The organism is Puia sp. P3, from assembly GCF_050632245.1.
Lineage (GTDB): Bacteria > Bacteroidota > Bacteroidia > Chitinophagales > Chitinophagaceae > Puia.
The window spans coordinates 1,143,212-1,163,523 of sequence record NZ_CP192583.1; the positions used below are offsets into that span (position 1 = coordinate 1,143,212).

The following is a 20,312-nucleotide window of genomic DNA, read 5'->3' on the forward strand; positions in this document are numbered from 1 at the left end:
AAATTCGTGCCGGGTCTGGATTGGTACATCCATTACGGCGCCGACCGGGAGCTGGATGAGGAGCGGTTCAGGCGGGCGCATGTCATCATTACCAGCTATGGGATGGTGCGGAACGATATCGAGCATTTTTCGAAGTGGAAGTTCGGATACGTCATTCTTGACGAGAGTCAGGCGATAAAGAACCCTGCCTCGCAGGTGCGCAAGGCGATACAGCAGCTGCAGGCGCGCAACCGCCTCGCGCTGAGCGGGACGCCGGTCCAGAATAATACTTTCGACCTGTATGCGCAGATGGATTTCCTCAATCCGGGTATGCTGGGCAGTTCGGAATTCTTCCGGACCGAGTTTGCGACGCCGGTCGACAGGAATGGGGATAAGGAGGCAGCGTTGCGGCTTCGCCGGCTGGTATATCCCTTCATTCTGCGGCGTACCAAGGAGCAGGTGGCGCGTGATCTGCCGGACAGGACCGAGATGATCCTCTGGTGTGAGATGGGGGAGGAGCAGCGGAAGATATATAATAGTCATAAAGAACACTACCGGGAGAGTCTGCTTGACCGGATCGCGGAAGATGGGATGGGGAAGAGCAGTATTTACATTCTGGAGGGGTTGACGAAATTGCGTCAGATCTGTGATAGTCCGGCGATGCTGAAGGATGGTGAGTTTCCGAATGTCTCGGCTAAGCTGGATGAGTTGGTGAGGGAGATCGAGGAGAATACCGGAGAGCACAAGGTACTTGTCTTCTCACAGTTCACGTCCATGCTGGGGTTGATCAGGGAGGCGCTGGATTCGCGGGAAATCGGGTATCTGTATCTGGATGGGAGTGTGCCGGCGGAGGCGCGGCGGGAGAGTGTGGAGCGATTCCGGGAGTCGCCGGATATGCGGGTTTTCCTGATCAGTCTGAAGGCTGGCGGGGTGGGGTTGACGTTGACGGCGGCGGACTATGTATATCTTGTGGACCCCTGGTGGAACCCGGCGGCGGAGCAGCAGGCTATCGACCGGAGTCACCGTATCGGTCAGCAGAAGAAGGTGTTTGCGTACCGGATGATCTGTAAAGACTCCGTGGAGGAGAAGATATTGCAGCTGCAGGAGAGGAAGAAGGCCCTGGCGGCGGATCTGGTGGCCGATGAGGGGGGATTTGTGAAGCAGCTGACGCAGGAGGATGTGGCTTATTTGTTCAGTTAGGCCGTGGTTTGGTGGTTTGGTGGTTTGGTTTGACGGGTCGGGTGCCGGTGGTTAGGTGAGGCGAATGCCGGTGTCGGTGATGGAGATCTTTTTTCTTTATAGAGGCGGCCTGTGGTCATTTTGAAGGTTTTTTTGCTCATGCCGAAGAAGGAGTAGATGGCTTCGGGTTCGGACTTGTCGTGATAGGGGAGGAAGCCTTTATGTTCTTTAAGGAGGCGGAGGATCTTTGCGGACGCGTCTTCGGTGCGTTCGTAGCCGGGGGCGCCTGCCACGACGTCGATCTGTGTCTCGCCCGAGGGGGACTGGTCGGCGGCGACGATATTTTTTATGAAGCCTTTGAAGCGGTCGCCGACCCTGATGTCGCGGAATATTTCGTTGAAGTGGAGGACGCCGGTGTGGCGGTTGTTGATGATGACGACGTAGCCGATGTCGGTGCGGCGGAGGACGGTGAGGTCTACGAGGTCTTTTTCTTTTACGGTGAGGTCTTCGTTGCTGAGGAAGGGTTCGATCTTTTCCGTGGCGGCCAGGCGGCCGGTTTGTTCGTCGAGATAGATCTTTACGAGGTAGTCGCCGCCGAGGCGCATGCCGCTGAGTTGTTTCGATTTTGGTACGAAGAGGTCCTTCATGAGGCCCCAGTCGAGGAAGGCGCCCAGCGGGGTGACGCTGACGACGCGGAGTCTGACGATGTCGCCGAGGATGCCGAAGGGTTCCTGGGTAGTGGCGATCAGGCGGTCTTCGCCGTCGTGGTAAAGGAATACTTTCAGGGTGTCGCCAGGCCTGGTTCCTCTGGGCACGAAACGTGTGGGCAGGAGTATACCTTCTTTGCCGTCATCGAGGATGAGGCCGAAGTTCAATTCTTTTTTACGGTGAGCGTATTGTATTCGCCGATGCGGATCATGGTGCAAAGATAGAAGTTACGGGATATTTATTAGATTCACGTTTATGAAGCTTTCAAACTTAGTGGTATTGGTGGTTCTGACGGTTCTGGCGGCCTGCAATGGCGGGACGAGCCGGAATATCACCCTCGGTGAGGGTACTCGGTATACGAATAATTCGGGGGATTCCCATGAGGTGAAGCTGCCGGACGGGAGCCGGGTCGTGCTGCGGCCGGGGACGCAGCTTTCCATTGCGAAGGGGTTTGGGAAGGACAACCGGGATCTCGAGCTGGATGGGGAGGCGCTTTTTGACGTGGTAGCGGTTGCGGGGCGGCCGCTGGTACTCCACACCCGGAATCTGGAGATCACCGTGCTGGGGACCCGGTTCCATGTGGATGCGTTCAGGAAGAATGCCGGCGAGCAGGTGGATCTGCTGGAAGGGAAGTTAAGGGTAAAGAAGTCCTATCATTCCGACACGGATAATGAGCCGGAGGTGCTGGATTCGGGAGATATGGTGATGATCAACCGGGATATCGACCTGATGGAAAAGGAGAAGATGAGTCCGGCTGAACTGGAGAAGGTCAGAGCGATGAGGTGAGGATGGATTCTGCGGTTTTCGCGGACAGGTGTGTTGCGGAAAAAGGAAGGGGAATTATTCCCCTTCGTCTTCGGCAAAGGTCAGGACGTAGTTATTATTGTCGGTGATCGAGAATTCGGTCGCGCCGTAGAAGGTTTTTTGGAGTTCCTGGACGACGTTGACCTTGCCTTTTATCTGACTGAAAAAATCCCGGATACGGGGCAGCCGGATGTAAAACAGGAGCGATCCACCGTCCTGGCGGCTGATGATGGGAAGTGTGTCGCCAAGGCTGGTTAATGTCTGGAACATGATCGTGACACTGCCGTTGGTCATCATGGCCCAGACAAGGTCGCCTTCTCCCTGCTGGGGTACCGACATGACCAGGCCGAAGCCGAGCTGTTCGTAGAATGCGATGGTTGCGTTGATGTCCTTTACAAAGATGTTTGGTGCAAGTGATTCCATTGTCGTAAATTTTGTGGGAACTAAAATACTAAAAAATTTAGTATTTTAAAATTAATTTGGGGAAAATCGAGTAATTTGGACATATGCTGCACGTTGTTTCCTATCAGATCGCAGACAGTATCGATGTCAGGGGGTTCCGGGCTGCCTATAAGGAGGGGATCTATCATTATGACGCGGATGAATTGTTCTACAAAACAGGGGATGACACCTATATATACATCTTCAAATATGGCGTGGTTTGTTTTACCAACTGCAGCGAGGCGGGCCGGGAGGAGTTTCTGCAGCGGATAGCGCCGTTTGGCAAGAATGTATTCGAGCTGAAGCTCAGTGAGGAGTTTGAGGTGGAGACGGACGCCAAAGAGAATAAGTTCGGGTATAATAAAATAGAGGTAACGAAGCCTGATGAGGAGGTGATCCGGCTGATCATGCTGAATGTCAGTCAGTCGGTGGCGCTGGACTATTTTCAGGAGCAGACCAATCTGATACAGGAAGAGACGAATGAATATACGCTGAGGCTGGAGCAGAAGGGGCGGCTGAGTATGTCGCGGCAGGACCTGAAGATGTATATCGGGAAGACGCTTAACCTGAAGAACCGCATTGCGGAGAACCTGTATATATTCGATAGTCCGCCCGAGACCTGGGAGGATGAGAATTTGAACCGGATCGATCTGGGGTTGAAGCGGACCTTCGACCTGCAGGAAAGATACAGGGATATCCGGGAGGGTCTGGAGATCGTGAAGGAGAACCTGGAACTTTTTAAGGATTTACTGCAATACCGAAACAGCACTTTTCTGGAGTGGATCGTAATTATCCTGATTGCGGTCGAAGTGTTGAATTTACTTTTCGATAAATTGTTTTAGGGGGTGGGTTGACGTTATCGTGTCCGGTTTACATATTCAAAAATGGGTATAAACAACAACAAAGCCGATATATTTCAAAAAAATTAATCTGAATACAGCTGGTTGATTATTAGGTTTTTAATTTGTAAAATCGGACGATTTTTGCCAATATTTCCTATACTTCGCGAATATAAATTGCGCCTGGCTGCCCGGCCTTTTTTCTTTGGTGCAAAAACTGTTTATGAGCAAACAACGATTGCCGGGCGCGATACTGCGTGGAATGCTGCTATGCATTTTCCTTCTTTTTCTTTATCCATTTGCGAGGGCTCAGAATAAAACCGTGACGGGAACGGTATTGGATGATAAGGGTGTTCCGTTAACGGGGGCGACTGTGCGGGTTAAGGGGGGTAGCAGTTCAGGGGTCAGTTCGGATGCTGCCGGTAGATTTAGTCTTTCTGTTCCGGTTAATGCTACGGCACTGGTGGTGTCGTATGTGGGATTCGAAACGCAGGAGGTTGCGCTGCGGGGTGGAGCCGATCTTCGGATCGGTCTTCAGGCTGGGCACTCCTCCATGGACGAAGCTGGTGGTTGTGGGGTATGGAACGCAGAAGCGAAAGGATGTGACGGGGGCGGTCTCTTCGGTGAAGGGTTCGGTCCTAAAGGATCAGCCTGTGACCAGTATCACTGCGGCATTGCAGGGACGGGCGGCAGGTGTGGAGGTCATCAATAACTCGGGGCAGCCGGGGTCTTCGACGCCGACGATCATCATCCGGGGGCTTTCGTCGCTGCACCAGCCGGCTCCGTTATACATTGTCGACGGGGTGCGTGTCCCGGGAGACAATATCAATATCCAGGACATTGCGACGGTAGATATTCTGAAGGATGCGAGTGCGGCGGCCATCTATGGTTCGGCGGCTGCCGGGGGCGTGATCCTGATCACGACCAGGAGGGGCGCAGGGGCAAGCCTACGGTGAATTTCAATGTGAGGTATGGCATCACCAAACCCCTGCTGGTGGATGATCTTTTGGGTAAGGCGGACTATATCAAGCTGGAAAATGTCATCAATCCTTCGTATTTCAAGAATGCCGCGCATACGGATACGTTGTCGAATACAGACTGGGTCCATGCTCTTTACGGCAATGCCTATGAGCAGAACTACAACCTTTCTGTCTCGGGGGCAACGCCGGCGGTGAACTATCTCTTATCCGGATTTTACAATGCGCAGAAGGGTATATTCATCCGCAATTATTCCAATATCGGCGGGGCGCGTATCAACACCGATTACAAGCTGGGAAATATATTCAAGATAGGCGAACAGATCGCCTTTTCGCAGCGCAAGACGGCGCCGTTGGTGGGTGACGAGGCTCAGTTGCACAACGCGGCTTTCCGGACCTCGCCGGTGATCCCTATCAAGAGCGGGGATGGCAGCTGGGGGACCGTTCCGCCGGGTTACGGGATACAGTTCGGGGCGCCGAATCCGGTAGGAGCCGCCTGGTCCGCCGATGCGGTGGATGTACAGAATAATTTCCAGGGGAATGTCTATGGTGAGATAAAGTTGCCGCTACATCTCAATTTCAGGACGACGCTCGGCTATTCCTATTATCAGGAAACGCAGGATTATTATCAGGCGCCGTTCAATTTCGGGGCCGTTGTCAACTCCACGAACGCGCTGAACAAGATGTATAACCAGAACGGGCAATTGCTGAGCAATTTTGTGCTGACCTATGATCAGGAGTTCGGGAAGCATCATGTGACCGCGGTAGCCGGTTATGAAGAGATATCGACAAAATACAATAATCTGGCTTCGACTGTGTCTGCGAACGGATTGCCGGATTTTTCGATCGTTACGACCTCGCAGTCGGCGACTACCGCCAACGGCAGCTATGACCCGAACAGTCTGATCAAGTCGGAGTTCGGGAGGGTGAACTACAGCTATGACGGACGCTATTATTTGTCGGGGTCGATCAGGCAGGATGCGAACTTTACGGTGTTTGGGCCGAACAAGCAGCGAGGAACCTTCACTGCCGCGTCGGCGGGCTGGAATATCAGTAATGAGGACTTTTTCGGATCGCTGCTGCCCGTCGTCAATCAGCTGAAGCTGCGCGGAAGTTACGGCACGCTGGGGAACAGCAATGTGCCGCCTTATACCTTTGCTGCGTTCTATGGGCCCTATTCAGGGGTCGCCGGATTTAACAATACTTCGGTGAATGCCGCCAATTTCGCGCCCGGTGCCCCTCTTTATATCGGCTCATCCATCAATACCATTCCCAACTCTAATCTGCACTGGGAGTCGGTCAGGGAGACCAATATCGGGCTCGACGGAGAGCTGCTGAAGGGTAAAGTCTATTTCAGCGTCGAGTGGTATAACAAGACGACGAAGGACATGCTGTATGCGTTGCCGCTGCCACCCAATTCGGGCTATTCGGCTCCGTTCTTTACCAATATCGGCAGTGTCAGCAGCAAGGGGCTGGACGTGTTGCTGGGGTATAAGGACAAGACTGGGGACCTGGGTTATGATATAAGCGCTACAGCGGGATTCAATACCAATAAGGTGACCAATCTGGACGGGATCGCCACAGATGCGTTGTACGACGGCTACAACTACTACAATAACGGCAACGAAGGGTATGGCGTGATGGCCAATCAGCCGATAACGATCACAAAGAACGGACTGCCTTTCGGTTCTTTTTATGGCTATAAGGTTGTGGGGATGTTCAAGACCGATGCCGAGGCCGCGGCGAGTGCGCAGCCGAATGCACACGCGGGGGACTTAATTTTTGCACATGATCCGAAGAACGGCACGTCGCTCAGCTCTGCCGACCAGCAGGTGATCGGCAATCCCAATCCCAGGCTCGTGTATGGGATCGATATCCGGCTAAACTACAAGGGGTTCGATGCGGCGCTACTCTTCAACGGCGTAGCGGGTGTGGACCTGTTCAACGGGGTGAAGGCCTATGAGCAGTATCCTTTTGTCAGCGATGCCAACGTAACGACAAAGGCGCTGGGCGACTCTTATTTTGGAAGCAACGGAATTACCGGGCAACCGCGGATGGGTATTGTCAAGCCTGACGGGACGTTCAGCTATGACCCCAACGGAAATTACACGAAGGTGAACAGCTATTTTGTGGAGAGCGGCGGCTATATAAAGCTGAAGAATCTTCAGGTCGGGTACAGCCTGCCTTCGGGAGTATTGGACAGGCTGAAGATCAGGAGTGCGCGCATATTTGTGATGGCCAACAATCTGTTTGCGATCACCAAATATTCCGGTCTCGATCCCGAGGTCGGCAGTGCGTTCTCGCATGCGAATCTCAGCGGGTACGTTGGAAATTCCGTGGGTGTGACGACGCGTGGGTTGGATGCGGTGTCGCAGTATCCACAGAATCGTATTTACTCGGCCGGTATTGATTTGAATTTTTAAAGAATCCAAATGGACCACGGGTCCATCGGCCGAAGGCCAATATATTATCAAATTTTTGCCGAATGGCTAAGGTTGGAATTGCCATTCGGCAGCAAAGAATTTAATATGAAGAATGTAATCTTTTTTGTTTTTGCGGTGGTCCTGGCGGCGGGTTGTTCGAAGGATCCCAGGTCCGTAGTGCCTCCTAATCTTTATTCAACGGCGAATTACCCGAACAGTATCGACGGGTTGAACAGTGTGCTGGCGACGGCGTATTCTTCGATGAGGGACGCCAATATGTTGGGGTTCAATCTGCTGCCAAAGGCGATGGCCAATTGTACTCATGCGGCGGATGACGGCGGATACGATGCCGGGTGGGTGGAGATGTGCAAGACGGATTTTTCCGTTTCGAACTCTTATGCGCTGGGGGTATGGCAGGTCTGTTATGCCGGTATCAAAAATGCTAATACGGTGCTGCAGGCTTCGAATGAATATATGGTTAAGTATGCGCACGCGGGAGATGACAAGACCGTGAATCTGATAAAGGGGCAGGCTTATGTGCTGCGGGCCTATTATTATATCCAGCTGGAGACCCTGTTCGGTCAGGACAACGTGCCCGGCGGAGGGAGTGGTCTGGGGGTTCCTATCGACACTTTGCTCAGCACTTCGCTGGCTGCGTCGCAGGTGGCGCGTGCGCCTATCAAAGACGTATGGGCGCTGATCGAGAGCGATCTGACCCAGGCTTCGGGGCTGCTGCATGGCCGGTGTGGGCCGGGACCGAGCGGGGGCGTGCGAGCGAGTGGGCGGCGAAGGGATTGCTGGGCAAGGCATACGTATTTACGAAGGACTATGCGAATGCCAGGACGGTGCTTTTGGACGTGATCAATAACAGCGGCAAGTCGCTGATGTCTTTTTCGAAATACCGGGATGCTTTTACCGGGATCAGCGCGAATGAATTCAATGAGGAGTCGCTGTTCGAGCTGAATATCGACTATTCTGCCAATGGCAACTACGGGGTGTACGGCGGAGCTCCGAACTCGACGAGCATCAACGGGCTGATCTGGTCGCCGTGGATACTGGGGACTGATGGCAAGGAGGATGACGCTATTGCGCTGGGTTATGGCAACGAGGTGGTACACGACAAGAATGTGCTTCGATTTGGGTTCCCATTGCCGCCGTATACGCTGGTGGCCAATCCCGTGTATGATCCGTCGCAGAAGGCGTCGCCGTCGAATCCGGCGAAGATCATGGATCCGGTGTATCGCGCCAGTTCGCTGGCGGTAAGGGCGAACAAGACCTGTGATCCGCGTCTTTTCGTCAATGCGCTGCAGCCGTGGGTGGATTCGGCGATCAGCAGTCCGGCGGCTGGCTATGTGCCGGGGACGATACCTGTGGCCGGGTTTGTGCCTGTTTCGCGGCCCGCGGGCGCGCCCGATCCCGGTGTTTATAAATGGAGTTTCAGGAAGTATGCGCCTGTTTATTGTAATGTGAACAATGTTCCAGGCGGACAGGCTGACGGGGCGAATATTTATCTGTTGCGGCTTGCGGATGTATATTTGTTGTATGCCGAGGCCTGTATCAACAGCGGCGCTTCGGCCGAGGGGTTGAAATATATCAACATGGTACATCGCAGGGCTTATGATCTGCCGGTCGCTGCGACTTCGGGTGTAGACTATGCGACGCTGACCAGTGCGACGCCGGCGGCAGCGGCGAATGACCCGGTGCTGGGGAATAATCCGCTGTATTATGAGCGGTGGGCCGAGCTATTCAATGAGGGGCATTGGTGGGTGGATGTCTCGCCGGTGGCATCTCGGAAAATCGGAGGCTGCATTTTATGTGGGGAATATGGCTACCAGTACGCTGAGTTTTCCGGATAAGTCGTATGCGTGGCCGATACCGCTGCAGGAAGTAAACGCCAATTCGAAGATCGGGGGGCAACAGAACCCTGGATATTAGATTTGATGGCCGGGGCCTTTGGTCCCGGCAAATTTTAAGAGAAAATGTATGAGGCTTATTGCTTGTTTTTGCTTATTGCTTGGAACTTATTTGGTGAACGGACAGGAGACGGTTCAGATGGGGAGGGTGAAGTTGGTGGTTGCGCTGGATAGGGAGGGGACGCCGGTGTATTCGGTGAATTTTGGGGACAAGGCGGTGGTGTTGCCCTCGCGGATGGGATTTGTGCTGAAGGAGGATTCCCTTTTTACAGGGGGTTTAGCTGGAAGGGGGTGGACCGGCGGTCTGTGGATGAGAGCTGGAAGCCGGTGTGGGGTGAGGTGGCTACTATTCGTAACCGTTATGAGGAACTGACCGTACATCTAAGAAAGGAGGATCGTCTGCTGGATATTATTTTCAGGGTATTTGAAGATGGGGTTGGGTTCAGGTATGTATTTCCCGTGCAGCCGGAGCTGAAATATTTTGTGGTGGAGGATGAGCGGACGCAGCTGGCGATGGCTGGCGACCACAAGGCCTTCTGGATACCGGGAGACTATGATACCAACGAATATCTTTATACGGTGTCGGCGTTGAGTCGGGTAGATAATTCTGCGATGGTGGCGTCTTCGGCGGATATAGCCGTGCGGGTGGCGCCGGATCCGCAGTCGGTGCAGACGCCGCTGATGATGAAGAGTGCGGATGGGTTGTATGTAAATATTCATGAGGCGGCGCTGGTGGGGTACCCGGCGATGCAGCTGCATGTGGACCGGAAGTCTTTTGTGCTGGAGTCGGCGCTTGTGCCGGATGCTGTGGGGAATAAGGCGTATCTGCATGCGCCGTTCGCTACGCCGTGGAGGACGGTGATCGTGAGTGATAAGGCGGCGGATATTCTGGCGTCGAAGATGATACTGAATCTGAATGAGCCTTGTGTTATTGGAAATACGGGTTGGATACATCCGATGAAATTTGTCGGAGTTTGGTGGGAGATGCAGACGGGGAAGAGCACGTGGTCGTATTCAAATAATGCCGACAGTCTTCCACTCGTGGCCAGTGGGCGGCATGGGGCGAATACGGCGAATGTGAAGCGGTATATCGATTTTGCTGCGGCCAATCATCTGGGTGGGGTGCTGGTGGAGGGATGGAATGTGGGGTGGGAGGATTGGTTTGGCAACTGGAAGGAGAATGTATTTGATTTTGTGAGTCCTTATCCGGATTTTGATATGCGGGAGGTGTCGGCTTATGCTGCCGCGAAGGGGGTGCAGATGATCATGCACAACGAGACGTCGGGATCGGCCACCGGCTATGAGCGGCAGATGGATACGGCGTTCCGGTATATGACGGCCTGGGGATACCATTCTGTAAAGACGGGATATGTCGGGAAGATCATTCCGAGGGGAGAGCATCACGACGGGCAAGTGGATGGTGGATCATTATGTCCGGGTGGCGAAGAAGGCTGCTCAGTATGGGGTGATGCTGGATGCGCATGAGCCGGTGCGGCCTACGGGTCTGCAGCGGACCTGGCCCAACTGGATGGCCTGTGAGGCGGGCAGGGGGAATGAATACAATGCGTTCAGCAACGGGAGTCCGCCGGAACACGAGACCATTTTACCGTTTACAAGGCTGATGGGTGGACCGATGGATTATACGCCGGGGATATTCAAGCTGCGGAATTATACGAATGTGGCTGGGAGGCAGATGCATTCGACGCTGGCCAGTGCAGCTGGCGTTGTATGTGACTATGTATAGTCCGCTGCAGATGGCGGCCGATCTGCCGGAGAACTATGCGGCGCATATGGATGCCTTTCAGTTCATCAAAGACGTGCCGGTGGACTGGGATGATACGAAGATACTGGAGGCGGAGCCGGGGGATTATGTGACGATAGTGAGGAAGGGGAAGGGGGCGGACGGCTGGTATATGGGGGCGATCACGGACGAGCGTGCGCGGGTGGTGAATGTGGGTCTTTCGTTCCTGGACCCGGGGAAGAGGTATAAGGCTACGGTATATAAAGACGCGGCGGGTGCAGACTGGAAAGAGAATCCGGAGGCGTATGTCATCGAGACGCTGACGGTGGATAGTGGCTCTTTTTAAAGATCCGGTTAGCGCCGGGTGGTGGGGCGGCGGTTAGTATCACACCGTTTTGATCTCCATGATGCGTTGTTCGAACTCTTCGTTGGGGACGATGGATTTGTTTCTGATGCGGGTTTTGTAGGTGTTGATGGTATTGACGGAGTATTCGAGGATGCGGGCTATTTTTTCGTTCTCGTGGATGCCCATCCGGATGAGGGCGAAGATCCGGAGGTCCGTGTTGAGAAATTCGTTGTCTTTTAGCTGGATGCGGTCTTCTTCGCGGAAGAGGTCGTTGAAGCGCTGGATGAAGTCCGGAAATAGTTTGAGGAAGACCTTGTCAAAATTTTGAAGGAGGTCTTCCTTTTCTTTTTGAGGTTGGTATTGTTGACGATGGTGATGACGTCGTCCCATTTCCGGTAGGCGATCTTTTGCTCGAGGGATTTTTTGAATTTCTCGATTCTGGCAAAAAATTCGGAGTCGGCGTTGAAGAAGTAGCCGATGTATTCTTCCTTGATCTTATTGGCTTCGGAGAGCTTGCTGTTGGTCTCCACCAGCCGTTGGTTGATGGCCTGTTCTTTTATGTGAGCCTCCGTGATGGTGCGTTGGGCGGCCTTGAGCCGGCGGACCTGGCGAAGGATCACGACGACGAGGGTGATGACTACCAGCAGGAGGATGGTGGCGATGACGGACCATGTGAGGAGTACGCTCTTTTGCTCTTCCACCCGGCTGATCTTTTCGCCTTCGATGAGCGGGAGGATGGCGCTGACCTGTACTTTCCGTTGGCGGGCGCCGTAGAATGTTGCGTCGCGGATGGCTATTTCGATGTAGGAGGAGGCGTTGCGGACGTCTCCTCTTTTATAGAGCAGCTGGGCCAGGTTGAAGATGGCGGATGTTTCTTTAGTGGAGGACTGGATGTCGGCGATGGCGGCGCGGATGAGCAGTATGATGGCGGAGTCGGTCTGTCCGCTGGTGATGTAGATGTCGCTGAGGGTGGAGGTAGTGATGGCGAGCTGGTGAAGGGAGAGGTCGGGGCGTTTGAGCAGCTCTGCGAATTCTGCCAGGGCTTCGGCGGGGCGGCCCGATTTGATTTCTTTTAGTCCTTTGTAGTAATTACCGGAGAAGGTGCCCTGCGGATAGAGGCGGAGGGCAGAGTCCATGTATGCATTGCCCTTCTTAGTGTAGGCGGGGGTGTTATAGCGATCGTTGTCGAAATCGCCGAGGTCGTAATAGTAGCGGCCCATGAGTGCGTAGTATTCGGCCTGGAGGCTGTCCGGGGCGCTGTGAATGTCGATCTGGCTGAGGCAGTCGTGCGTCTCTTTGAACATGCCGGAGGACAGGAGGCAGAAGCCGAGCTTTAGACGGGCGTAGGTGATACGGTTGGGGTCGCCGAGGCGGGAGGGCTGTTTCCTGGAGCTGGCTGGCGTAGCTGAAAGCGGAGTCATAGTTAAAGACCTTGTATTCCTGAAAGAGCCTGAGGATGGCGTCGAAGTTTTCGTTGTCGCTGCGGGCGGCGGCGGCGCTGTACCATAGCTGGTGGATGGTGGTTCTTTTCGCGGCGTCGTAGCGGGGGTGGCTTCGACGGTCAGGTTGAGCTGGTGCAGGAGGTTGCTGATGGTTGACTGGGTGTTCTGGCACCAGGCCGGGGATAGGGCAAGGAGTAAAAACCCGGTTAGGATCTGTCTCATAATCATTGGCAATGGATGGCCAAATTAGACATTTTTTTCGTGGATGTATCGGGTAAATTCTGCAGTTATAGTGCAGGGAAGGGAGGGTATTAAATCGGTTGAATTTGGGGGGACCGGTGATGCCTGAGCGATGAGGTAGGGGTAAAAAGAAGCCCAGATAGAAATCCAGGCCGTTGCTAAAATCCAATATCCTATTAAAAGCCATGATAAGTATATCAAATTAGATTCCACATTTGTCAAAGCGGGAAATTGCGGTTTTTGTGTGGCCTGGTGTAGAGGATAATCCTCAGTGGGGGTGGTAATTTCTCAAAAGTGTATTTTTACAGTATGATTACGGAAAAAGATAAGGTCTATCTGCGAATGGCCATCGAGCTGGCGAAGCAGGGTGTGGAAGAGGGGCAGGGTGGCCCGTTTGGTTGTGTAATTGTTAAGGACGGAGAGGTGGTGGGAAAAGGGTGTAATGGGGTGACCTCGACGAATGATCCGACTGCGCATGCGGAGGTGATGGCGATCCGGGATGCGTGTCGCCGGTTGGGTGATTATCAGCTGAGCGGTTGCGACGTTTATACATCCTGTGAGCCGTGTCCGATGTGTCTGGGAGCGTTGTATTGGGCGAGGCCGGACCGGGTGGTTTATGCGGCTTCGCGGTTCGAGGCGGCGGAGGCGGGGTTTGACGATGCGTTCATCTATGCCGAGATCGGTCTGCCGGATGAGGACAGGCGAATACCTTTCATACACGGTGTAATGGATGAAAGCGGGGATGTATTCCTGTTGTGGAAGGAGAAGGGGAATAAGAGGTTGTATTAAAAGCCGATTCCCCCTTGCGGGGGAATCGTTTATAGGCGGCTTTCGGTTGGGTTATTTGCTTCTTTTGCTATAGAACTGCCAGTTTTCGGAGCTGTTTGCGCGGAGCGTGATGGAGGAGTCGGCGTTTTCCACTGTTACATAGTAGCTATTGACGCCGTCGCCGTTGAATTCGAACAGGTCGGTGATCCAGTATTTGGCGAAGTCCCTTTTCAGGTCGAGGAGCAGCTGGATCGGCAGCTGGCTGGACTTGATGTTACGGGTTACGGCCAGGAGGTCGCCGTTGTCTGAATAGAAGGCGTAAAGGACCATGTCATTCATTTTAAAGGTCAGCTTGTTATAGCTGGTGGTAGTTTCCAGGCCGATGATCTCGGCTTTCTGGAAGTCCTTCTGGAAGGAGGCCTTGATGACGTCTGACTTGTCAGAAGGTGAGGTGTTAGCGAAGCTGCTCATAACACCTATGGTGAGGAGCAGGGCTATTGAAAGGGCGATTTTGTGAGCTGAACGTTTCATATACTTTAATTTTATTGGTTGTTTGGTGATTGTTTGCATAACAAAGATAAGGTACATGGAAGGTACTATGCAATACATATTACCTTGAATGGCATATTAGCCGGTTGAACGGTTATTTTTGCTGGATGAGCTGTAATTTGTTGTTTCATTTGAGTGGCCGTTGGGAGGGATTTGGTAGCTCCGGCGGGTTGATTAGAGGGATGCCAGCGGGGTGCCATAAAATCTTATAGCTGATTATCAGTTGGTTATGATTTTCCGGGGGATGGAGACCGTACGATTTTGACAAGTGGAGTGTTCGGAAATGGGGGATGGCGGGGGAAGGATGGATGGTTTCAGTGGTGGGTGGAGTGGGCCCTGGGGAAGGGAGGTGGTTTTTGGGACGGGTGGAGCGGGTGGGGTCTGGGCCCGGCGGGAGGCCCGGAGTAAGGGGGTAGGTGGTTCTAGGGATGGGTGGCGAGGATGATCTCTTTCAGGAAGTGGTTGACTTTTTCGGGTTGGCTTACGACGAACATGTGGTCGCCCTTTTCGACGATATGGGTGGGGGAGGTGAGGCCGATGGGGAAGATCTCGTCGCGGGTGCCGTGGATATGATAGAAGGGTTGTGGTATTTCCCTGTTGTCCCATTCCAGTACGGCGTTGATGGCCCAGCGGATGAAGCGGTCGTCGCCGTCGCGGATGATGTCGAACATGAGTTGGCGGTTGGATGCGGGGCGCATGGTGAGTGCGTGTTTGGCCGAGCTGGCTGCTTTAAGAAAGGATGGGGAGATGAGTTTGCCCATGCCGAGGCGGCCTGCTAACCGGAAGTAGCCGGGAAGGTGGTCGGTGACGGGAATGCTGCTAATAATGATGGTGCAGACGGGCCGGATCCGTTTGGCGATCTCGACGGCCATCATTCCGCCGAGGGATAGTCCCACGAGAATAAAGGGTTCGCTGGTATCGATCTGTTCGGTGAGACGAAAGGCATATGCCTCCAGGCGTTCGTTTTCGATGGGATCGATCCAGTGGACCCAGGAAGGAGTGTATCCTTCGGGTAGCCGGATGTGGGTGAAAAGGCGATAGTCGGCGCCGATGCCTGGGATAAAGTAGACTTTCAATTGATAGCGATTATTGCCGCTACGAATTTACGCCGATTTATTGGATTGGCCCTGTCAGAGCCGGCGTTCGGACTCCTTAATGGGGAGGTCGTTGATGCTGGCGTATCGTTTTTTCATGAGGCCGTTGGGATCGAATTCCCAGTTCTCGTTGCCGTAGGCGCGGTACCACTGTCCGTCCTTGTCGTGGTATTCGTATTCGAAGCGGACGGCGATGCGGTTGTCAGAGAACGCCCATAGTTCTTTTTTTAGCCGGTAGCCCAGTTCTTTCTGCCATTTGCGGGTGAGAAATTCGACGACCTCCTTTCGGCCGTTGAGGAATTCCGATCGGTTGCGCCATTCGGTGTCAGCGGTGTAAGCCAGCGAAACTTTTCCGGGGTCTTTTGTATTCCATGCATCTTCGGCCATTTGTACTTTTTGGATGGCGGTCTCGCGGGTGAAAGGGGGAAGGGTGGTTTTTGTTCTGTATTTGACATTGTTATGATTTGTTGCGTAAAGGTAGACCGACCAGGTTGTCCTGGGATGGTGTCTTTTATTTATTCTCTGGTATTAAATACTGATCGACGGCAGGGGAAGGTGATGGCCAAGTGGCGGAGGGTAGGTAATCTGTGCCATAAAATGGATGGAGTGTGCCGTATTTTGGGGGTGGCAGGGGGTAGCTTTGCATTATGGTAGTCCGGCTTTTTTACGTTCGGGAGAATGGTGAGCGTTGCTGTGTTAGTTTGTCCGGGGAGTTTTTTAAAAGCTTCTCGTGGGACCCGGTGTATATCGAGCGGTTTGCGTTTCTGTCCGGGGGAAATGGGGAGTGGGAGATTGCGGGAGAACTGAGGTCGCGGATAGGAGGACTGCTGGATGAGTTGAGAGAGTTGAGTGCGACTGACGGGGCAGGGGCTGCCGAGCTGGAAAAGCTGTTGCTGCTGCGGTTGTTGTTTGTGCTGGAAGAAGGAAAAGCGTATCTTACACCCGGTCACCGAGGCGCTGAAACGGCTCGTGGAAGATAATCAAATCAATCGGGTATGGGCAAGCCTATCGTATTTTACAAGAACCTGTATGATACATACTACAAGCTGGGGCTGCCTGTGGAGGGCATCGATCCTGCCTCGGATTTTACCATCAACAATCTAAAGGACCTCCATCCGGAAGCTGCCATTCAAGTCTCATAGTTACCGCCCCAATTATTTTTCCTTTTTGTTCGTCAAGGATGCGAACGGCAGGTATTCGACGGATGACCTGAGTTTCGAGTCTGTTCCCGGCACCATCTATTTCACCAATCCCGGTCATCAGAAATCCTTTGAATGGACGAGGATGGAGGAAGTATACCTGATCACTTTTACGGAACAGTATCTCAAGGAGAATGTACACCAGGATATTTTTGCGGAATTCCCTTTCCTGCTGGCGGAGACGGTGCATCCGAAGGTGCTGGAGCCCGCGGTGTTTGCGGAGTTCGAGCAGTTGTATCTGCAGATCTATAAGGAGTACCAGCTGGATTCGGTCTTTAAGAAGAAGATCATCGCCGGTCTTTTTGTGGTCCTGCTGCTCAAGATAAAGGAATATTTCTGGCTGGATTACAACCCTATTTCGGAGGGCAACAGGAGCTCTCAGATCGTCAGGTCCTTTAAGAAGGATCTGGAGTCGCACTACCGGGATCTGGTGAACGGGAAGGCCGACAGGGTGTACAGGGCGCATGACTATGCGGTCTTACAGAGCCTCCATCCGAGCTATTTAAATAATGTCATCAAGAGTAAGACGGGGAAATCCATCACTTCCTGGATCACGGAGAAGACGATAGCGGAGGCCAAGTCGTTGTTACAGCAGTCGGCGCTGTCGATAAAGGAAATCGCTTACGTGTTGGGGTTTGCCGAGTCCACGCATTTTAGCAACTATTTTAAGAAGTATACGGAAAGTTCGCCGGCTGACTACAGAAAGCAGGCGGTGAGGGTATAGGTCCTGGGGCCGGGGAGGACGCCGTTGAAGGCGGCAATCTTTAAATTTTACATCTCTTCCTATAATCCTTGTAATTAAGTCGGGGTATCGCCAGCGTAGCTTTGTGTTATCAAATTAAAACATAACACAATGAGCACGTTAAAAGGAAAAACAGTTTTGATAACCGGGGCATCCGGTGGTATCGGTTCTGAATTAACCCGTGAGTTTGCGAAGGCGGGGGCACAGATCGTGGTTCACTATGCAGGCCGGAAAGATCCCGCTCAACAGCTGGCTGATGAGATCGTCAAGGGTGGCGGCGAGGCTATCATACTGCAGGCCGATGTCCGCAAGTCTTCCGAGGTAAAGAAATTATTCGATGACTCCATCGCGAAGTTCGGCAAGATCGACGTGGTGGTGAATACGGCGGGTATCATGATCACCAAGCTGATCAAGGATACGACGGACGAGGATGTAGAAGCACAGTTCGAGTCCAATATCAACGGTACCTACTATATTCTTCGGGAGGCTACCGCGAAACTGGCCAATAATGGAACCGTCATCAATTTCTCCACCAGCAACAACCGGTTGATGGTGCCTACCTATGCGGCTTATGCGGCTACAAAATCCGCCGTTGAGACGATGTCGAAGATCGCCGCCAAGGAGATCGGACGTGGGATCAGGGTCAATACCGTCAGTCCCGGGCCTGTCAATACCCCTCTGTTCACGCACGGAAAGCCCCAGGAAGTGATCGACCGTCTTGCTGCGATGTCGGCTTTTAACCGGATCGGTGAGCCGGAAGATATTGCGCCTGTAGTCGTGTTTCTCGCATCGGATGAGGCCAGGTGGATCAGCGGACAGAATATCGGCATCAATGGCGCATTTGCTTAGGATGTACCTGCTCAATCAATCATTACTATAACAATCTTAAAAAAATCAGTCATGAACAGTCTGAAAGGGAAAGTTGCCCTGATCACCGGTTCCGCAAGGGGACTTGGGAAAGCAATCGCAGAACGGTATGCTGAGATGGGCGCGGATATCGTACTGAATTTTTCAAGGGATAAGGCAGCAGCGGAAGAGACAGCAAGCATTATCAGTAAGAAAGGTGTCAAGGTAGTGGCCATCCAGGGTGATGTGAGCAAGGTATTGGATATTCAAAACCTGTTCAATGAAGCGCTAAAGGCTTTTGGAAAAGTCGACATCGTCGTTGCCAATGCGGGGGTCGAGATGGTCGAAACGCCGGTAGTGGATTTCACGGAAGAGCAGTTCGACAGGGTATTTACCATTAACGCGAAGGGTTCGTACTTCACCATGCAGCAGGCGGCGAAATATGTCGCTGACAATGGCCGCATCATCTATATCGCCAGCAGCACGACGTCCTTCCCTGTCCCGGGTATGGCGGTTTACGGCGGGAGCAAGACGACGCCCCGTTATATGGTAGACGTATTGTCCAAGGAAATAGGTCATCGTGGTGTCACGGTCAATTCGATCATTCCATTTGCCGTAGACCACGCCGGGATCTTTGTAGACCCGACTGCTTATCCCCGGCTGCGCAAACAGCTGCTGGACAGCTGTCCGATGGGCCGTCTGGCGGAGGTAGAGGACGTGGCGAATGCGGCGGAATTCTTTGCCAGCAATCTGTCGTCTTTTGTGAGTGGTCAGCACCTGCTGGTCAATGGCGGAGCAACCAACTAATTCCTGACATTAGATGGAGAAGGGAGGATCACCCGCCCCGATATCGGGCAAGCTGAATATTAACCCGACGGTGAGGAAAGCCATAGACGCCTTGCAACGCGGAGAAGTAAGGATCTGGCTTTCCCTGTTCGTCAGGAATGCGGTCTTGTACGATCACGGAAATGCGATGACCGCTGCGGAGTTTATCGAGAAATCGGTCGGGCGGGAATGGTTTACCCGTATTGACGGGACGGAGGATGCGGGGTTGTCCGTGTTTGGGAGTTATCATACTGCACAGTGGGGGATTTTCTGATTAGGTTCTTATTTGTACTGGATGGCGGGAAGATCCGGCGGCTGGAAGTTTCGCAAGCGGCCTACTGAGATTGTTTTCCTCGCGTTTGGTCTCTTCTTCGCTCCGACAGGGAGTGCGATATGCGTAAAGGCAGCTATTTTGCGCGTTTGATAATAAATCCATTGTTTACGGTGTCCATTCCTATCCTGGGGTAGTAGTCCATTGCGGAGGGCGCCGCCAGTAGGAGGAGCATGCAACGGTCTCCGATAGCCTCTTTTGTGAGCCCGACCAGCTGTTTGCCGATGCCGGCCTTCTGGTATTCCTTTCTAACGGCCAGGTCTGACAGATAACAACAATAGTGAAAGTCGGTCAGTGCCCGGGATACTCCGACCAGGAGCGGACCGTCCCAGGCGGAGATGACGAGATTGGAGTGATAGTACATGGACTCTATTCTACCCGAGTCGTCGATGGGGCGGGAGAGGCCTGAACTTGCATAGAGGTCGATGATGGAAGCGGTGTCGGGGAGCTGGTCTGTTTTGTACGTGATATTCATAAGCGGCGATTTTATATTCCAAAAATACGGTGGGATAGGACTACCTTTATGGCCCAGATCTAATATATCAAGTAGTCCAGCATGCTTCCATTCGACAAACTTCTTCCTATCGACAGGGGCGCGGCGCCCGCCGTCTATCTGCAAGTGGCGAATTCCATGATCCAGCATATCCGCAGCGGGGTGCTGAAGCCCGGTTATTCCTTGCCGGGGACGCGTGAGCTTGCGGGTATTCTGGGGGTTCACCGAAAGACGGTGGTCGCGGCGTTTGACGAGCTGTCCGCGCAGGGTTGGATAGAGGCGGTTGCGCGGAAGGGTTTCATGTAACGCGGGAGCTTCCGGAGGTGAGGCCAGGGAAGTGGGCTAAGTATGGGAGGAGCGGGAAATGGGCTAAGGGGGGAAGACGGGAGAATGGGATGAGGATGGGACGACAGGGGATTGGGATGAGGATCGG

26 protein-coding genes and 1 pseudogene are annotated in these 20,312 nt (G+C 53.3%); 20 read left to right on the top strand and 7 right to left on the bottom strand.

All coding sequences use genetic code 11. From position 1 onward, the window contains the following. Nucleotides 1-6 precede the first annotated feature (6 nt). On the top strand, nt 7-1,179 hold the full coding sequence (locus ACQ86N_RS06555; protein ID WP_431214479.1) for a DEAD/DEAH box helicase: 1,173 nt from the start codon (nt 7-9) through the stop codon (nt 1,177-1,179). Here ACQ86N_RS06555 and ACQ86N_RS06560 read toward each other — a convergent pair. Then, on the bottom strand, nt 1,176-2,033 hold the full coding sequence (locus ACQ86N_RS06560; protein WP_431214480.1) for a CvfB family protein: 858 nt from the start codon (nt 2,031-2,033) through the stop codon (nt 1,176-1,178). The two genes, ACQ86N_RS06555 and ACQ86N_RS06560, sit on opposite strands and share 4 nt — an antisense overlap. 88 nt (nt 2,034-2,121) lie before the next feature. Here ACQ86N_RS06560 and ACQ86N_RS06565 point away from each other — a divergent pair, with 88 nt between their 5' ends. Next, nucleotides 2,122-2,652: a FecR family protein gene (locus tag ACQ86N_RS06565; RefSeq protein WP_431214481.1), complete on the top strand. Its 531-nt coding sequence runs from the start codon at nt 2,122-2,124 to the stop codon at nt 2,650-2,652. Between the two features lie 54 nt (nt 2,653-2,706). On the opposite strand, the gene ACQ86N_RS06570 is transcribed toward ACQ86N_RS06565, so the two are convergent. Further along, nucleotides 2,707-3,093: a VOC family protein gene (locus tag ACQ86N_RS06570; protein WP_431214482.1), complete on the bottom strand. Its 387-nt coding sequence runs from the start codon at nt 3,091-3,093 to the stop codon at nt 2,707-2,709. 83 nt (nt 3,094-3,176) lie between these two features. Here ACQ86N_RS06570 and ACQ86N_RS06575 point away from each other — a divergent pair, with 83 nt between their 5' ends. From ACQ86N_RS06575 to ACQ86N_RS06620, 10 genes are all read left to right on the top strand, one after another. Continuing rightward, nucleotides 3,177-3,953, top strand: a complete 777-nt coding sequence (locus ACQ86N_RS06575) for an RMD1 family protein (RefSeq protein WP_431214483.1) — start codon at nt 3,177-3,179, stop codon at nt 3,951-3,953. Nucleotides 3,954-4,212: 259 nt separating this feature from the next. Further along, entirely contained in the window at nt 4,213-4,662 is a 450-nt protein-coding gene (locus tag ACQ86N_RS06580) for a carboxypeptidase regulatory-like domain-containing protein (RefSeq protein WP_431217297.1), read from the top strand. Next, nucleotides 4,604-4,906, top strand: coding sequence for a TonB-dependent receptor plug domain-containing protein (locus ACQ86N_RS06585; protein WP_431214484.1), 303 nt, complete (start codon nt 4,604-4,606; stop codon nt 4,904-4,906). Before ACQ86N_RS06580 ends, ACQ86N_RS06585 begins: the two co-directional genes overlap by 59 nt. Then, entirely contained in the window at nt 4,903-7,350 is a 2,448-nt protein-coding gene (locus tag ACQ86N_RS06590) for a SusC/RagA family TonB-linked outer membrane protein (protein WP_431214485.1), read from the top strand. Before ACQ86N_RS06585 ends, ACQ86N_RS06590 begins: the two co-directional genes overlap by 4 nt. Before the next feature lie 105 nt (nt 7,351-7,455). Beyond that, on the top strand, nt 7,456-8,211 hold the full coding sequence (locus tag ACQ86N_RS06595; protein WP_431214486.1) for a RagB/SusD family nutrient uptake outer membrane protein: 756 nt from the start codon (nt 7,456-7,458) through the stop codon (nt 8,209-8,211). Next, the gene (locus ACQ86N_RS06600; protein ID WP_431214487.1) at nt 8,145-9,206 is read left to right on the top strand and encodes a RagB/SusD family nutrient uptake outer membrane protein; all 1,062 of its coding nucleotides are present in this window, start codon (nt 8,145-8,147) and stop codon (nt 9,204-9,206) included. The genes ACQ86N_RS06595 and ACQ86N_RS06600 overlap by 67 nt, the downstream gene beginning before the upstream one ends. Nucleotides 9,207-9,333: 127 nt before the next feature. Beyond that, a complete protein-coding gene (locus ACQ86N_RS06605) occupies nt 9,334-9,636 on the top strand; it encodes a hypothetical protein (RefSeq protein WP_431214488.1) in 303 nt (100 codons plus the stop codon). Then, nucleotides 9,570-10,748: a glycoside hydrolase family 97 N-terminal domain-containing protein gene (locus ACQ86N_RS06610; protein ID WP_431214489.1), complete on the top strand. Its 1,179-nt coding sequence runs from the start codon at nt 9,570-9,572 to the stop codon at nt 10,746-10,748. The genes ACQ86N_RS06605 and ACQ86N_RS06610 overlap by 67 nt, the downstream gene beginning before the upstream one ends. Further along, the gene (locus ACQ86N_RS06615; RefSeq protein ID WP_431214490.1) at nt 10,681-11,007 is read left to right on the top strand and encodes a glycoside hydrolase family 97 catalytic domain-containing protein; all 327 of its coding nucleotides are present in this window, start codon (nt 10,681-10,683) and stop codon (nt 11,005-11,007) included. Before ACQ86N_RS06610 ends, ACQ86N_RS06615 begins: the two co-directional genes overlap by 68 nt. Next, a complete protein-coding gene (locus ACQ86N_RS06620; protein WP_431214491.1) occupies nt 10,976-11,350 on the top strand; it encodes a glycoside hydrolase family 97 C-terminal domain-containing protein in 375 nt (124 codons plus the stop codon). Before ACQ86N_RS06615 ends, ACQ86N_RS06620 begins: the two co-directional genes overlap by 32 nt. Before the next feature lie 39 nt (nt 11,351-11,389). Here ACQ86N_RS06620 and ACQ86N_RS06625 read toward each other — a convergent pair. Further along, a pseudogene (locus ACQ86N_RS06625) lies at nt 11,390-13,020 on the bottom strand (DUF6377 domain-containing protein). A gap of 321 nt (nt 13,021-13,341) precedes the next feature. On the opposite strand from ACQ86N_RS06625, the gene ACQ86N_RS06630 reads away from it, so the two are divergent. Continuing rightward, on the top strand, nt 13,342-13,821 hold the full coding sequence (locus ACQ86N_RS06630) for a nucleoside deaminase (protein WP_431214492.1): 480 nt from the start codon (nt 13,342-13,344) through the stop codon (nt 13,819-13,821). 51 nt (nt 13,822-13,872) lie between these two features. On the opposite strand, the gene ACQ86N_RS06635 is transcribed toward ACQ86N_RS06630, so the two are convergent. The 3 genes from ACQ86N_RS06635 to ACQ86N_RS06645 all read right to left on the bottom strand — a co-directional run bounded on the left by ACQ86N_RS06635 (nt 13,873) and on the right by ACQ86N_RS06645 (nt 15,962). Next, on the bottom strand, nt 13,873-14,331 hold the full coding sequence (locus ACQ86N_RS06635; RefSeq protein ID WP_431214493.1) for a hypothetical protein: 459 nt from the start codon (nt 14,329-14,331) through the stop codon (nt 13,873-13,875). A 440-nt stretch (nt 14,332-14,771) separates the two neighbouring features. Beyond that, complete coding sequence (locus ACQ86N_RS06640) at nt 14,772-15,425, bottom strand: alpha/beta fold hydrolase (protein ID WP_431214494.1); 654 nt, start codon at nt 15,423-15,425, stop codon at nt 14,772-14,774. 54 nt (nt 15,426-15,479) lie between these two features. Further along, a complete protein-coding gene (locus ACQ86N_RS06645) occupies nt 15,480-15,962 on the bottom strand; it encodes a DUF1348 family protein (protein WP_431217298.1) in 483 nt (160 codons plus the stop codon). A 128-nt stretch (nt 15,963-16,090) separates the two neighbouring features. On the opposite strand from ACQ86N_RS06645, the gene ACQ86N_RS06650 reads away from it, so the two are divergent. The 6 genes from ACQ86N_RS06650 (at nt 16,091) to ACQ86N_RS06675 (ending at nt 19,329) form a co-directional block, all read left to right on the top strand. Beyond that, nucleotides 16,091-16,423 carry a hypothetical protein gene (locus ACQ86N_RS06650; RefSeq protein ID WP_431214495.1) on the top strand — a complete coding sequence of 111 codons (333 nt, stop codon included), beginning with the start codon at nt 16,091-16,093 and terminating at the stop codon, nt 16,421-16,423. Nucleotides 16,424-16,438: 15 nt separating this feature from the next. Continuing rightward, a complete protein-coding gene (locus ACQ86N_RS06655; RefSeq protein ID WP_431214496.1) occupies nt 16,439-16,585 on the top strand; it encodes a hypothetical protein in 147 nt (48 codons plus the stop codon). 25 nt (nt 16,586-16,610) lie between these two features. Further along, nucleotides 16,611-17,366, top strand: a complete 756-nt coding sequence (locus tag ACQ86N_RS06660) for a helix-turn-helix domain-containing protein (protein WP_431214497.1) — start codon at nt 16,611-16,613, stop codon at nt 17,364-17,366. Between the two features lie 129 nt (nt 17,367-17,495). Next, a complete protein-coding gene (locus ACQ86N_RS06665; RefSeq protein ID WP_431214498.1) occupies nt 17,496-18,233 on the top strand; it encodes an SDR family oxidoreductase in 738 nt (245 codons plus the stop codon). A 51-nt stretch (nt 18,234-18,284) separates the two neighbouring features. Then, nucleotides 18,285-19,037, top strand: a complete 753-nt coding sequence (locus ACQ86N_RS06670; protein ID WP_431214499.1) for an SDR family oxidoreductase — start codon at nt 18,285-18,287, stop codon at nt 19,035-19,037. Between the two features lie 13 nt (nt 19,038-19,050). Next, nucleotides 19,051-19,329, top strand: a complete 279-nt coding sequence (locus tag ACQ86N_RS06675; protein ID WP_431214500.1) for a hypothetical protein — start codon at nt 19,051-19,053, stop codon at nt 19,327-19,329. A gap of 133 nt (nt 19,330-19,462) precedes the next feature. On the opposite strand, the gene ACQ86N_RS06680 is transcribed toward ACQ86N_RS06675, so the two are convergent. Further along, a complete protein-coding gene (locus ACQ86N_RS06680; RefSeq protein WP_431214501.1) occupies nt 19,463-19,861 on the bottom strand; it encodes a GNAT family N-acetyltransferase in 399 nt (132 codons plus the stop codon). Between the two features lie 81 nt (nt 19,862-19,942). Between ACQ86N_RS06680 and ACQ86N_RS06685 the strand changes: the two genes are divergently transcribed. Beyond that, entirely contained in the window at nt 19,943-20,185 is a 243-nt protein-coding gene (locus tag ACQ86N_RS06685) for a GntR family transcriptional regulator (protein ID WP_431214502.1), read from the top strand. Nucleotides 20,186-20,312: the final 127 nt, after the last annotated feature.

Coding starts and splice junctions, on each gene's coding strand:
- ACQ86N_RS06675 (WP_431214500.1), top strand. CDS start 19,051: ATGGAGAAGGGAGGATCACCCGCCCCGATATCGGGCAAGCTGAATATT.
- ACQ86N_RS06635 (WP_431214493.1), bottom strand. CDS start 14,331: ATGAAACGTTCAGCTCACAAAATCGCCCTTTCAATAGCCCTGCTCCTC.
- ACQ86N_RS06665 (WP_431214498.1), top strand. CDS start 17,496: ATGAGCACGTTAAAAGGAAAAACAGTTTTGATAACCGGGGCATCCGGT.
- ACQ86N_RS06595 (WP_431214486.1), top strand. CDS start 7,456: ATGAAGAATGTAATCTTTTTTGTTTTTGCGGTGGTCCTGGCGGCGGGT.
- ACQ86N_RS06605 (WP_431214488.1), top strand. CDS start 9,334: ATGAGGCTTATTGCTTGTTTTTGCTTATTGCTTGGAACTTATTTGGTG.
- ACQ86N_RS06575 (WP_431214483.1), top strand. CDS start 3,177: ATGCTGCACGTTGTTTCCTATCAGATCGCAGACAGTATCGATGTCAGG.
- ACQ86N_RS06630 (WP_431214492.1), top strand. CDS start 13,342: ATGATTACGGAAAAAGATAAGGTCTATCTGCGAATGGCCATCGAGCTG.
- ACQ86N_RS06685 (WP_431214502.1), top strand. CDS start 19,943: ATGCTTCCATTCGACAAACTTCTTCCTATCGACAGGGGCGCGGCGCCC.
- ACQ86N_RS06650 (WP_431214495.1), top strand. CDS start 16,091: ATGGTAGTCCGGCTTTTTTACGTTCGGGAGAATGGTGAGCGTTGCTGT.
- ACQ86N_RS06655 (WP_431214496.1), top strand. CDS start 16,439: ATGGGCAAGCCTATCGTATTTTACAAGAACCTGTATGATACATACTAC.
- ACQ86N_RS06580 (WP_431217297.1), top strand. CDS start 4,213: ATGCTGCTATGCATTTTCCTTCTTTTTCTTTATCCATTTGCGAGGGCT.
- ACQ86N_RS06570 (WP_431214482.1), bottom strand. CDS start 3,093: ATGGAATCACTTGCACCAAACATCTTTGTAAAGGACATCAACGCAACC.
- ACQ86N_RS06680 (WP_431214501.1), bottom strand. CDS start 19,861: ATGAATATCACGTACAAAACAGACCAGCTCCCCGACACCGCTTCCATC.
- ACQ86N_RS06615 (WP_431214490.1), top strand. CDS start 10,681: ATGGTGGATCATTATGTCCGGGTGGCGAAGAAGGCTGCTCAGTATGGG.
- ACQ86N_RS06565 (WP_431214481.1), top strand. CDS start 2,122: ATGAAGCTTTCAAACTTAGTGGTATTGGTGGTTCTGACGGTTCTGGCG.
- ACQ86N_RS06670 (WP_431214499.1), top strand. CDS start 18,285: ATGAACAGTCTGAAAGGGAAAGTTGCCCTGATCACCGGTTCCGCAAGG.